This window comes from Halopolyspora algeriensis (genome assembly GCF_003337235.1).
GTDB classification, from domain to species: Bacteria; Actinomycetota; Actinomycetes; order Mycobacteriales; family Pseudonocardiaceae; genus Haloactinomyces; species Haloactinomyces algeriensis.
In genome coordinates, this window is sequence record NZ_QPJC01000009.1 from 49,994 (window position 1) to 62,696 (window position 12,703).

11 protein-coding genes and 1 pseudogene are annotated in these 12,703 nt (G+C 66.9%); 5 read left to right on the forward strand and 7 right to left on the reverse strand.

Annotated features, from left to right (window positions below; genetic code table 11):
- Nucleotide 1 precedes the first annotated feature (1 nt).
- Both DFQ14_RS14320 and mftM read left to right on the forward strand, forming a co-directional pair.
- Nucleotides 2–1,528: a VWA domain-containing protein gene (locus DFQ14_RS14320; protein ID WP_114453792.1), complete on the forward strand. Its 1,527-nt coding sequence runs from the start codon at nt 2–4 to the stop codon at nt 1,526–1,528.
- On the forward strand, nt 1,525–2,496 hold the full coding sequence (gene mftM, locus DFQ14_RS14325; RefSeq protein ID WP_114453793.1) for a mycofactocin oligosaccharide methyltransferase MftM: 972 nt from the start codon (nt 1,525–1,527) through the stop codon (nt 2,494–2,496). The genes DFQ14_RS14320 and mftM overlap by 4 nt, the downstream gene beginning before the upstream one ends.
- On the opposite strand, the gene DFQ14_RS14330 is transcribed toward mftM, so the two are convergent.
- The 4 genes from DFQ14_RS14330 to DFQ14_RS14345 form a co-directional block, all read right to left on the reverse strand.
- The gene (locus DFQ14_RS14330) at nt 2,493–3,197 is read right to left on the reverse strand and encodes a MadR family response regulator transcription factor (protein WP_114453794.1); all 705 of its coding nucleotides are present in this window, start codon (nt 3,195–3,197) and stop codon (nt 2,493–2,495) included. The genes mftM and DFQ14_RS14330 overlap by 4 nt on opposite strands.
- On the reverse strand, nt 3,190–4,566 hold the full coding sequence (locus DFQ14_RS14335) for a MadS family sensor histidine kinase (protein ID WP_170206349.1): 1,377 nt from the start codon (nt 4,564–4,566) through the stop codon (nt 3,190–3,192). The genes DFQ14_RS14330 and DFQ14_RS14335 overlap by 8 nt, the downstream gene beginning before the upstream one ends.
- Nucleotides 4,567–4,577: 11 nt before the next feature.
- The gene (locus DFQ14_RS14340; RefSeq protein ID WP_114453795.1) at nt 4,578–5,837 is read right to left on the reverse strand and encodes an iron-containing alcohol dehydrogenase; all 1,260 of its coding nucleotides are present in this window, start codon (nt 5,835–5,837) and stop codon (nt 4,578–4,580) included.
- Between the two features lie 264 nt (nt 5,838–6,101).
- Nucleotides 6,102–7,592 (reverse strand): helix-turn-helix domain-containing protein, encoded by a 1,491-nt coding sequence (locus DFQ14_RS14345; protein WP_114453796.1) that lies wholly within the window; start codon nt 7,590–7,592, stop codon nt 6,102–6,104.
- A gap of 258 nt (nt 7,593–7,850) precedes the next feature.
- On the opposite strand from DFQ14_RS14345, the gene exaC reads away from it, so the two are divergent.
- The 3 genes and pseudogenes from exaC to DFQ14_RS14360 form a co-directional block, all read left to right on the forward strand.
- Complete coding sequence (exaC, locus tag DFQ14_RS14350; RefSeq protein ID WP_114453797.1) at nt 7,851–9,374, forward strand: acetaldehyde dehydrogenase ExaC; 1,524 nt, start codon at nt 7,851–7,853, stop codon at nt 9,372–9,374.
- Entirely contained in the window at nt 9,374–9,763 is a 390-nt protein-coding gene (locus tag DFQ14_RS14355) for a DUF779 domain-containing protein (protein ID WP_114453798.1), read from the forward strand. The genes exaC and DFQ14_RS14355 overlap by 1 nt, the downstream gene beginning before the upstream one ends.
- Before the next feature lie 306 nt (nt 9,764–10,069).
- A pseudogene (locus DFQ14_RS14360) lies at nt 10,070–10,243 on the forward strand (SDR family NAD(P)-dependent oxidoreductase); the annotation flags it as partial.
- A 156-nt stretch (nt 10,244–10,399) separates the two neighbouring features.
- On the opposite strand, the gene DFQ14_RS14365 reads toward DFQ14_RS14360, so the two are convergent.
- The 3 genes from DFQ14_RS14365 to DFQ14_RS14375 form a co-directional block, all read right to left on the reverse strand.
- Entirely contained in the window at nt 10,400–11,626 is a 1,227-nt protein-coding gene (locus DFQ14_RS14365; protein ID WP_114453896.1) for an FAD-dependent oxidoreductase, read from the reverse strand.
- 120 nt (nt 11,627–11,746) lie between these two features.
- Nucleotides 11,747–12,076, reverse strand: a complete 330-nt coding sequence (locus DFQ14_RS14370) for a DUF3140 domain-containing protein (protein ID WP_114453799.1) — start codon at nt 12,074–12,076, stop codon at nt 11,747–11,749.
- 102 nt (nt 12,077–12,178) lie between these two features.
- Nucleotides 12,179–12,700 (reverse strand): 2'-5' RNA ligase family protein, encoded by a 522-nt coding sequence (locus DFQ14_RS14375; protein WP_114453800.1) that lies wholly within the window; start codon nt 12,698–12,700, stop codon nt 12,179–12,181.
- Nucleotides 12,701–12,703 lie beyond the last annotated feature (3 nt).

Below are 12,703 nucleotides of genomic sequence, written 5' to 3' on the forward strand. Positions count from 1 at the left end.
CATGCAAATCAGCCTGCACCGCTTCGTGCGCCTGCTACGACTGTACGGCCTGCGCGTCTCGGTGGTCGAAGCGACGGACGCCATGCGCTGCGCGTCCCAACCCGGGATGCTCAGCAGCAGGACACTGCTGCGCGACGCGCTGCGTGTCGCGCTCGTCAAGGACCGCCGGGACGAGGAGATCTTCGACGAGGTCTTCGACGCGTTCTTCGCGCTCCGCCCGGTCGTCGAGCACGACGACGCGGGGCACGACCACACCCACGAGGACCTCGACGACACCGGGGCTCTGGAGAGCTTCACCGCTTCCGAGGAGCCCTCGGAAACACCGCAGGAAGGGCACAGTCACGACAAGCCCAAGGACATCCGCGACCTGTTCGATCGGGAGGACTTGGCTCAGCAGTACAACCTGCACCAGGAAGCCAACAAGATCGACCTCGCCTCGCTGACCGACGAGATCGTGTTCTCACGCGAACAGTCCGGAACCGGCCGGACCGGCGGAGCGGACGTGCAGCTCGAGACGTCGAGGCTGCACAACGCCGGAGTGCCCGGCCAGCTCTCGCAACACACCGGCAGCCAGGTCGACACCGATCTGACCATCGCCGAGGAACGTCTCCTGTTGGACTGGCTGGCCGGAGCCGAGGACGATCTCGACGACGTGCAACTCGACGCGTTGCGCAACAAGCTCAGCGGAATGCTCGAGAACCTGCCGGACATGCTCCGTCGGCATCTGCGCAAGCTCGCGGAGTTGCAGCCCCCCAAGCCGGAGACCGTGCCCGCAGGGGGACTTCTGGACCGCATCGACGAGCGCGAGCGGCAGGAACTCGAGGACTCACTTCGTCGGCTGGTGCGCACTCTGCGTGGCGCCCGCACCAGCAAGCACGTCAACACACCACGCGGACGGATTCACGCCGGCCGAACCATGCGCCGCAACATGCGTTACGACGCGGTCCCGTTCCGTCCCGTCACCACGAGACGCGCCGAGGACAAGCCGCGGCTGGTCGTGCTCACCGACGTATCGCTCTCGGTGCGCAGCACCGCGCGGTTCACCCTGCACCTGGTGCACGGACTTCAGTCCCTGTTCAGCCAGGTCCGCTCCTTCGCCTTCGTCGCCGAGGCCGTGGAGATCACCGACCTCTTCGCCGAACACCCGCTGGAACGCGCCCTCGGATTGGTCTTCGACGGGCTTCCGGCTGGTGGTGTGCTCGACGTCGATGCCAACTCCGACTACGGAAGCGCGCTGAGCAGCTTCCTGTCCGAGCACGGATCGGTGCTCAACCGCCACACCACCGTGCTGATCCTCGGAGACGGCCGAGGCAACGGCAATGACCCGAACATCGAAGGGTTCGCAGACCTGGCGCGGCGCGTCCGGGAAGTCATCTGGTTGACTCCCGAACCCCGCTACTCCTGGAAGCTGGGGCGCTGCGACCTTCCGCTGTACGCCGAACACTGCGACCGGGTCGAGGTCGTCCGGGACCTGTCCGGGTTGACCCGAGCCTCGGAATCCCCTGAACTGGTGGGGACCGGGCGATGAGCAGCGCGCTCTCCTTGTCCGGCGCCGCGGTGATCGACCCCCTCGCCGCAGGGGAAACGGGGCGATACAGCGACAGCATGGTCACGGTGGTACACGAACCCCGGTTATCCGACACGGTCGATCAGCCGCCGCCGATCGTGCGCACCCCGCACTTCTGCGTTCGCCGCCACAGCCACCGGGTGTGGGTCGGTCACCACGTGCGTCCGGAGAAGCTGGACAACAACCTCGCGGGCCAGATCGCCGCCGAGCTGTTCGCGCCCGGCTGGCTCAGCGGCGCCGAGGTCTTCGAGCGGGTCTTCACGGGCATCGTGAAATCCACGGTGGACGACCCGGTACAAGCCTGGTCCAGGTTCTACGACAACACCCTCACCGCCCTGCACCGATGCTGGGAGGCACCACACACCTCGGTGCATGGCTCACACTCGATCGCCGACATGCTGCCGGTGTATCGGCGCGTTCTGGAACTCGTCCCCGATGGCCGAGTGCTCGACATCGGCTCCTGCTTCGGCTTCCTGGCGTTGTTGCTCGCCGAACGTCGCCACAATCCGGTCATCGCCACCGACATCGCCAGTGGCAGCATGAAACTGCTACGGACGGTCTGCGAGCAGCGTGGCATTTCGATGGGCTCGCTCGTCTGCGACGGAGCGAGAATCCCGCTCCCCGCCCAATCGGTCGACACCGTGACGGTCATCCACCTCCTGGAACACCTTTCCCCCAGGCACGGCGCCGACGTGCTCGCCGAGGCAGTGCGGTTGGCACGCAGAAAGGTCGTCGTCGCCGTACCGCTCGAGGAGGAACCGACCGCGGCCTACGGTCACGTCCGTACGTTCGACCTCTCCGAATTGACAGCGCTGGCCCGCGAGATGCGGATACCGTTCCACGTCGAAGAACACCACGGCGGTTGGCTCGTCCTGGACCGTGCCCGAGCGCACGATCGGATATCCCGAGAGGTCGGAGCCCACCTCTAAATCAGGTTGTTCTTGCTCGCCTCGTACACCGCCTCCGCACGACTGGACGCCCCCAGCTTGCGCATGATGTTGCGAACGTGGAACTTCACGGTCGTCTCCGAGATGTAGAGCTCCGCCCCGATGCCGCGGTTGCTCGACCCTCGCGCCAGCAGACCGAGTACCCGCAACTCGCGATCGGTCAGCTCGGGCGCGGTGAGCTGGTTGTTGATCGAATGTACCACCGTCGCCGCCGACCGCGAGTCGAATGCACTCTCCTTTTTGGACACTGCACGGATCGCGCGAACGAGCTCGGTGGTGTCGACGTCCTTGATGACATACCCGTGGGCCCCTCGGTGAATCGCCTCGATAACGAGCTTGTCGTCCAAGAAGGTCGTCAGCACCAGAACACCCACATCGTCGAACTGCCCGACGAGCCTCTCGCAGAGCGCGAGCCCCTCACAGTCGTTTCCGGACGACAGCTTCAGATCGAGCAGCACCACGGAAGGGTTCGTCCGCTCCACGATCGCAAGGGCCTCATCGGAGGTCGATGCTTCACCGACCACCGAGAGATCCCGCTCTCGCTCCAGGACCGACCACAGGCCCTGCCGTACGATGGCATGGTCGTCCACGATCACGATCCGCACCGGATCGGCACTCAACGCCTGTTCGACAGTGCCGCCCCGAGCGTTTTCGGGACGCACCAGCGCACCGCTCTCATTCATCGAACTCCCCTTCCGGCAACGGCAACGGGACCTCCAGGCGAATGAGGATCCCGCCCATCTGCGCCCGTGCGATCGACAGCGCGCCACCGAGTTGCTCGGCTCGTGCCGCCATGTTCGCCAAGCCGCGGTGGTGACCGCTCAGACAGGACGCGCTGGCCTCCTCCAACACCTTGCGAAGTTGCGCCGGATCACCGTTGCCGTCGTCGGCGATGGACAGCACCACCCGGTGGGATTCGTAGGCGAGCTCGACCATCGCCTGATCGGCGTCGGCGTGGGTGGCGACATTGAACAGGGCCTCCCCCGTCAGCCGAAGCATGGAATGCTCGGCGACGTAGGACAACGGTATCGGCTCACCCTCCACCCGCACGGCGGCCGTCACCTCGGTGGGCAGATGCACGTTCGAGAGCCGCTCCAGAAGTACCGGCAACGACCCCGGACCCTCGTCCGAGGCATGATGCAACGCGTAAATCGCGGACCGAAGCTGGGTGACCGCCTGCTGGGTGAGGTCCTTCGCGGTCACCAGACGTCGGCCGACCTCCTGTGCGCGCTCATCCATCGACTCCAGCTCGGACCGGCACACCTCGACCGTCATGCCGGCACTGAGCACTGCCTGGGTGACACTGTCGTGCAGCTCCCTGGCGATGCGGTGACGCTCCTCGTCGATGACCTGGTGTTGCATCGCCTCGGTGAGCCTGCGTTGGACCTGCTGCAGCTCCGCCTTCCGCTCCACAAGGTCCTTCGCCTGCCGGGATGCTTCCTCGTCGAGCTGCTCGGTGCGCCCGCGCAATTGCGCGACGGTGTGGAAAAGGTGTGAGTTGTACAGTGCGACGGCGGCCTGGTTGGCAAGTACCCGCAGGATGCTCAAGTCCGTCCGGGCCACATGCACACCGTGGCCGGGCTGTCCGACGATACCGCCGACGGGCTCGTCCTCCAGCATCATGGGAGCGCGCACCCATCCCGGCCCGGTGGCGCACGGCTCCAGTTCCCACGGACGCCTGCGGATCACGTCGAGCTGCTCACGTACCTCGACCGGCAACTGCTCCTCCCGGTCGATGAACTCGCCGCCGATGGCCAGCAGGAACCCTGGACGGATTCCCCGCAATGCGCCGTCGGCCACCGCCAGCAGAACCCACTCGGCTTCCAGGTGCTCGACCGCCGCGCCGAGCACGGCCTCCACCAGCGCTCGTGGCCCCTCCGCCGAGCGCACCAGTGCGCGGGAGATCTCATCGAGCGCTTGAACCGCTACCGTCAAACGCTCGTTCGAACGAATGTACTCGGGGTAGAAGGAATGCTTGCTCGATCGCACCCCGGTCAACTCGCCGAGGGAGGCGGTCTCCTCGGCCGCTCGGGGCTGCTCCCAGGTGGTCACGGGCTCGCCCCTCACATCGCGCTGCGGAGCAGCGCTTCGATCTCGGTCCGGGTAGCAGCCCGGGGGTTCGTCGCCAGACAGGCGTCCTTCAACGTGGTCTCGGCCAGGTGGGTCACGTTGTGCTCGCCGACCCCGAGCGCGGCCAGACTTCGCGGCACGCCGACGGAGTCGGCCAGCTCCCGAACCCGCCCGGCGAGCAGATCGGCGATCTCGTCGGCCGGAGCGTGCTCGGTGGCGATTCCCGCTGCGGCGGCCAGAGGCACGTAACGCGACGGGTCCGCAGCAGCGTTGAACCGGATCACGTGCGGCAGCAGGATTCCGTTGATCACCCCGTGAGGCGCGTCCAGCAGTCCGCCGACCTGGTGACTCATCGCGTGTGTGACGCCGAGGATCGCATTGGTGAAGGCCATCCCCGCCTCCAGCGACCCCTGAGCCATCGCGATACGGGGCCCCTCCCCGGTCGGATCCAGCAGGGTGCCCAGCAGGTTCTTGGTGACCAGATGAACAGCGTGCAGCGCGTGGTGATCGGTGAGCGTGTTATGGGCGAGGGAGACGAACGCCTCCATCGCGTGAGTGAGCGCGTCCAGCCCGGTGGCGGCGTTGAGCCAGTCCGGCATCGTGGTGAGCAGCCGCGGGTCCACGATCGATATCTCCGGAACCAGCGTGCGGCTGATGATGGTGACCTTGGTCAGGTTCGCCGTGTCGGTCACGACGCAGAACTGGGAGACATCCGCCCCGGTCCCGGAGGTCGACGGAGCCATGACCAGCGGCGGAATCGGGTTCACCACCTGGTCGACACCCTCGTAGGCGAGGATGCGGCCACCATTTCCGGACAGAATGGCAACCCCCTTGGCCGCGTCGATGCACGATCCACCGCCCACGGCGACGATGACGTCGCTGCCGGTGTTGACGTACTCGGCATAGGCCGCCTGGACCTCACGCTCCTTGGGGTTGGGGGTCAGGTCTTGCCAAACCACGGGCCGCAGACCCGCATCGATCAGATGCCGGACGGCCTCACGAACCCAACCAGCCTCGGCCAGCCCCGGATCGGTCACGAGGAAGGGACGCCGTCCGCCGACTCTTCGAGCACAGTGACCGAGTTCCCCGAGCGAGTGTGGGCCGAACACGATCTCGGGGGCGTGGAACTTGGCCAGCGCAGGACGTTCCCCGTCGGTGGAGAAACCTTCTATACCGTCCACACACGGTTCGCTGAGCCACGACGATTGCCGGGGAACGTCCGGGTGAGCGAATGTGGTCTTCAACTCCGGCATACTCTGCGGTCCTCCCCGGGGAGCATGTGCTGGTGCATCGACCCCCGCAATCAGGGTGTCACGGATCACTGTCGAAACCTACGGGTGCTCACACCACCGAGCCACTGCGCCGGGTGCTGCCACCACCCGTCCGATCGAGCCGGTATCCCGGCGGCTGCCTGAGCACGACGGGCCAGGGCGGTCGTCGGCGTTGCCCGAACATGCACACTCGTATCACTTCCCTCACCGGCATGTGCGCGCTCCTGCATCCGCGGAAGCGGAAATTCATTCACCTTCGTGCAGCAGTCGATCGAGTCGGGTACGGGCGGCACCACTGCGCCAGTCACCGCAGGGGAGCAATTCGAGAAGGCGTTCGAGCATTTCGATGTCGTCGCGTCCCGGATCGGTGGTGGTGTACTCCCACATCAGGTCCGGGTCCTGGCTACCGAGGATCGCTTCACGCAGCCCGGCAGCGAGGTCTTCCCGCTCGTCGCGGACGGCAGGCGCTTCGGAAGTGGGAAGCAGTCCCGGTCCGTGCAGCTCGAGAGCCGAACCGAGGTCGCCACTCAACATTGCTTGCCGAACCGCGTGGAAATCCGTCTCCACGCGGGCATCGAGCCGGTAGGGCTTCGTGCGGACCACCGCTCGGCCGAGTTGCGCCCGCAAGCGGTGGATCTCGGCGCGCACGGTGACCGGATTGCCCTGCTCGCCATGGACGTGCAGGGCCAACTGCTCCGAGCTGAGACCCTCCCCTCGCAAGGCGAGCACCGCAAGCAGCTCGGCCCGTCGCAGTCCCAGGGCGAACTCGTGGCCGTCCAACTCGGCGACCGGTTGGTGACGCCCCATGAACCGCAGTCGCAGCACGGGCCGTGGTTCACGGGAACGGCGCGCCTGCGGCACGCGAAGCAGGTAGCCCTCCGACAACGGTTCGACAACCGCCTCCTGGCCGTCTCCGAGCCGAATCGCCGCGTCGGACCGCCCCAGCGCGATCTGCTCGGGCAGCACGAGGTCTTGCGGGTCGGCTGCGATGACCCGACCACCGGGACTCAGCAGTGCTCCGGGTTCCCCGCGCAAGGCGTGCAGATGCCGCATGTTCCGCTCGCGGAGCCGCTCGTGGCGCTGCGTCATGGACCGGTACAGCTCGCCCTCGGCCAGCCGCGCGGCGGCCGAGACGAGCGCCATCAGCGCCGGGTGCATCGTGTGCAGCGGTCCGCTGATGTCGATCGAGCCCACCGTCTCACCGGTTTCCGGGTCGTGCACCGGACTGGCCGCGCAGGTCCACGAATGGTAGGTGCGCACCAGGTGCTCGGCGGAGTGGATCTGCACCGGAGCATCAGTGGCGAGCGTGGTGCCCATGGCATTCGTGCCGATGGCACTTTCGGCCCAGCGGGTCCCCTCGCTCAACCGCACGTCATCGGCCCTGCGGCACACCTCGGGGTGCCCCTCGCGCCAGAGGATGTTCCCCTCCACATCGGTGATGATCATGATGTGCGTCGTGTCCCCGGCCGCATCGAGCAACGTCTGCCGCAACAGCGGCACGCACGCCGCCAGCGGATGGGATTCGCGGACGTCGGGGATCCGGTCGTCGGCGAACACCACCGGCGGCTCCCAGGCGTCCGGGTCGATCTCCGCCGCCAGCGACCGCCTCCAGGACTCGACGACGACCGGGCGCGGCGAGCGCGGTCCCTTCTGACCGGCGAGCACGGCAGCATGCACCTGCTCCAGTAGTCGGGCCTGCTCGACCGGGTCGTCGAAACGTTCGTTGATCTGCTTCATAGGACATTAATCGGCCACATCGGCCTACCTCGAATGTTGTCCCGGCGTCGGTTCGCTCCGGTGCAAGTTGATCCATCATGCCGGGTGATGTGCACAACACACAAGCCTGACCGTCCGAACGGGTCGGGCCCCCTGCTTCCGGGCGATCGCAAGAAACGTCGTTGCAACGGTGCCGGTTCTAGGTTGCGGCACCACGGATCGGCCGGGTGCGCCGATCGCGAACACTCGTCGACATTCGCGTCGCATGGAGGCACGAACATGACTCAGTACGCAGCGCCGGGGACAGCCGGTTCGGTGGTGGAGTTCCGCTCTCGGTACGACCACTACATCGGTGGGGAGTACGTGGCTCCGAGCAAGGGCGGGTATTTCGAGAACCCGACTCCGGTGACCGGCCAGACCTTCACCGAGGTGGCTCGAGGCACGGCCGACGACGTCGAGCGGGCCATCGATGCCGCGGAGGGAGCCGCGGCCGCCTGGGGCAAGGCCTCCCCCGGCGAGCGCTCCGGGGTACTGCTGGCCATCGCCGATCAGATGGAGGCCAACCTGGAAAAGCTCGCCGTGGCCGAGTCCTGGGAGAACGGCAAGCCGGTCCGGGAGTGCCTGGCAGCCGACATCCCGCTGGCCATCGACCACTTCCGGTACTTCGCCGGCGCCTTGCGGGGCCAGGAAGGCGGTATCTCGCAGATCGACGAGAACACCGTCGCCTACCACTTCCACGAGCCGCTGGGCGTGGTCGCCCAGATCATCCCGTGGAACTTCCCGATCCTGATGGCGACGTGGAAGCTGGCGCCGGCGCTGGCCGCGGGCAACGCGATCGTGCTCAAACCGGCCGAGCAGACACCGGCCTCGATCCACGTCCTGCTGGAGGTCATCGGCGATCTCCTGCCCGCCGGGGTGCTCAACGTGGTCAACGGGTTCGGTGTCGAGGCCGGCAAGCCACTGGCGTCGAATCCGCGCATCAGCAAGGTCGCCTTCACCGGCGAGACCACGACCGGACGGCTGATCCTGCAGTACGCCAGCGAGAACATCATCCCGGCGACGGTGGAGCTCGGTGGCAAGAGCCCGAACATCTTCTTCGACGACGTCGCGGCGAGCAAGGACGCCTTCTACGACAAGGCGCTGGAAGGGTTCGCGATGTTCGCCCTCAACCAGGGCGAGGTGTGCACCTGCCCGTCGCGGGCACTGATCCAGGCCGGGATGTACGAGGAGTTCCTCGGCGAGGCGGTCGAACGCACCAAGGCGATCAAGCAGGGACACCCGCTGGACACCACTACCCAGGTCGGTGCGCAGGCCAGCAACGACCAGCTGGAAAAGATCCTGTCCTACATCGACATCGGCAAGCAGGAAGGCGCCAAGGTCCTCACCGGCGGCAACCGGGCCGACCTGGGCGGGGAACTGTCCGGCGGCTACTACGTCGAGCCGACGATCTTCGAAGGACACAACAAGCAGCGCATCTTCCAGGAGGAGATCTTCGGACCCGTGGTGTCGGTGACGTCCTTCGACGACTACGACGACGCCATGAAGATCGCCAACGACACCCTCTACGGGCTCGGTTCGGGTGTGTGGTCGCGCAACGGCAACACCGCCTACCGCGCCGGCCGTGATATCCAGGCCGGCCGGGTGTGGGTGAACAACTACCACTCCTACCCCGCACACGCCGCCTTCGGCGGTTACAAGCAATCCGGCATCGGGCGAGAGACCCACAAGATGATGCTGGATCACTACCAGCAGACGAAGAACCTGCTGGTCAACTACTCCGACAGCGGGCCGGGACTGTTCTGATGAGCGGCACGGACACCGGGCCCGCGCAACGGGTGGCCGTCACCGGCCAGGCGGCGGAGCTGATCCGCCGCCTGGCCGAGCAGCACGGGCCGTTGATGTTCCACCAGTCCGGCGGATGCTGCGACGGCAGCGCCCCGATGTGCTACCCGGCCGGAGAGTTCCGCACCGGAGCCTCGGACGTGCACCTCGGCGACCTGCACGTCGGCGGGATCGCCGAGCCGGTACCGGTGTGGATGTCGGGGCCGCAGTTCGAGTACTGGAGCCACACCCATCTGACCATCGACGTGGTCCCCGGCCGGGGCAGCGGGTTCTCCCTCGAGGCACCGGAGGGTGTGCGGTTCCTCATCCGCTCCCGCCTGCTCACCGAGGACGAACTCGATCGTCTCTGACCGGCAGCGGAGCTCGGAACTCCGGGACGGACCGCAGTCGGAGGCCAACCGCCGGGCTCCTGCACCGATGTGCGCACCGGTGCAGGAGCCCGGCGACTCGCCCGACAACCGCTGCTTCAACAGATGCCGACCGGTAACGAGTTGAATCGGTTATGAACCGTTTTGTACGCTGCGAAGGTCCAAGTGAGGTCGGGCTTGATACGCGCGGATGTCTTCGGACGGCACCGTGCGGCTCTTCCACGATCGGCGGGTCCCCCGTTGGTGAGGCTGCACGAACACGGCGAACCGCCGAACGGAGCGGCAACGATGACGGTACTGATGGCGGGATGCGGCGATCTCGGCACCGAGATCGGGCAGCGATTCGCCGACCTCGGGCATCGCGTCGTCGGGCTCAGGCGCACTCCCGAGCGGTTGCCCGCCGCGATCGAAGGACTCCTCGCCGACGAGCTCGGTGTGGCGCCTCCCGCGATCAGTCCGGACGAGCACGCAGGCAGCCGCGGCAAGCGCTGCGACAGCAGCCGCCTGCTCGCGACCGGATTCCGATTGACCTACCCCACCTACCGGGAGGGATACCGCGTCATCCTGGCCGGGCACGGAATCCGGCATCCCTGAACCCGCAGCGCGCCGGCGACGAAATCATTGTCGGGCTCCGGACAGGACGGCGGGGTCCAACGTCGGCGGAAAGGGCCCGTAGGCGTTGCTGCGGGCCGAGCGGCGCCGCAGGAACGGGATCGAGGTGACCATCCGGAACACCACTCCCGGATCGAACTCCTGCTCCGAGCCGAGGAAGGGGGCCACGCGCTGCTCGGTGCGAACCTGTTGCTGTTGGACATGCTTGATCGCCGGTTCGCGGACACGTTGAACCTCGGCCAGCGAGTCCTGTGCGATCGGCCCGCCGGCCCGAAACGCGGGCACGAGCACATTCGCCGATGCCACCGCGTCCTGGATCGCCATGAGAATCCCGTTGCCGCCCACCGGCGAGATCACATGGGCGGCATCGCCGAGCAGCAACAGACCCGGCCGATACCAACGACTCACGCGGGCGATGTCGACCGACAGCAACGTGGTCTGGTTGAGATCCGTCAGCAGCTCGACCCGATCGGCCAGCCAGGGCACATGCCTGGCGAGAAACGCGCGCACGGGTTCCGCCCCGGCAGCGCGCACCTGAGGATAGCTGCCCTTGGCGATCGTGTAACCGACCTGCCACGAAGCCGGTTGACCGAGCACGGCCGCGTAGTGCCCGCGACCGAAATACAGGTCGAGATCGGCATCGGGCGGGTCCTCGGGTCGATGAGGCAGCCGGAACCACACGACGTCGGAGCCCGCTCCCAGGGACTGCACCGGCATGTCGGCCAGTCGACGCATTCGGGAGAACCGCCCGTCGGCGGCGATGACCATGTCCGCCCGCAACTCGTGCTCACCGGTCTCGTCCCGGAAACGCACCCCGGCCACCCGGTCCCGACCGAGCAGCCCGATGACCTTCGACCCCATCCGCAACCGGAACTCCGGTATTGCCGTGGCCTGCTGGGCCAGGAAGTCGAGAAATCGGGACTGCGGCATCAGGGCCACATAGGGAAAACGGGATCGCAGGCGCGAGTAATCGGTGGTGGTGAAGATCCCTTGTGAAGTCCGGAATCGAAAGCACCGGGCCTTGTGGTGTGGCAACTCCAGAAGCTCCTCGGCCAAACCGAGCTCGTCCATGAGTTCCAACGTCGCCGGGTGCAGCGAGTCACCCCGAAAGTCCCGATCGAAGTCCCGGTGCGTTTCCAACACTGTCACCGACACCCCGGCCCGCGCGAGCAGATAGGCCAACACCATCCCGCCGGGGCCGCCACCGACCACACAACACTGCACTCGGTTCATCGCCACCCCGCTCGCGTCACCACAGACCCGCACCCCGGGGGTCTCCGATCCTGCGCACGACCGGATCGGGCCCACACGCCGAAAGGTGGGGCGCCGGCTTGCTCGGCAGGAGATCTGCCGTCATTTGAGGGGGTCGTGGCCCCAGTTCTTCAGCGAAGAGCGCCATCGCGTCTCACGCGTATCGCCGGAGGGCGGCTGGGCGAGATGCCGATGCACATAGCCGATGACTTTGCGCATGTGCTCGTAGTCCTGCTCGTCGAGCTCTCCCCGGGAACTTCGGAGGATGCGCACGATCCGACGCCCCGATTGGTGACCTTTGGACTCCCCGTGCTCGCTTTCGCCGACGGACTGCGACTCCTCGGTCTCCAGCCACCGCTCGAGCTCTTCGGCGGTCATGTTGACGACCTCGTCGAACTGGCTGCGAATCTCGCCTCGCTGTTGTTCCTCCACGTTCGACCACCTCACTGCCGACTGGAACGTACGGTCATGCGCGGAGGGCTCCCCGGTGAACCGGGCACCTACGTTGCGGGGGCTTGTTTGCGCCCTGCCCGCTCACGAGACTTCCGCGATGCTGCGATCGGCTTCGTCATAGCTGCGCACACCCACCCATTCCTGCTCGGTGACGTGTGTTCCGACCAGTGAGCGCATCGCGCTGCGACGCCGGCTGCTGTCGAGACCGCGGGCGAGTGTCACGTGGGGCACCCATCTGCTCGGCCGGTGCAGCGGGTGCGGTGTGCCGTTCGCTGCGCTGACCCGCTCGTGCACCTGGCGGTGCAGCGCCGTCAGCCATGGCACCGGGCGGATGCTCACCACGAGGGCTTGCCGCTCACCTCGCCCCAAGAACCGCATCTCGCCGAGTGGAGCGGTGGCGGGAAGCCATTGCCCGGCTTCGGCGAGGACGCTGTCGAGCGTTCGTTGATCGAGTTCGCACCGGGTCATGGTCGCGTGGGGACGGTTGCTGGCATGGGTGTGGCGTGCCTGGCTGGGCAGACCGGCCTCGAGCAGCAGCCACCACAGCCGGCGCAGCGCCGCATCCAGTCCCGGGCCGGGGAGAAGCTCGATCGTTCGTGCCACAGG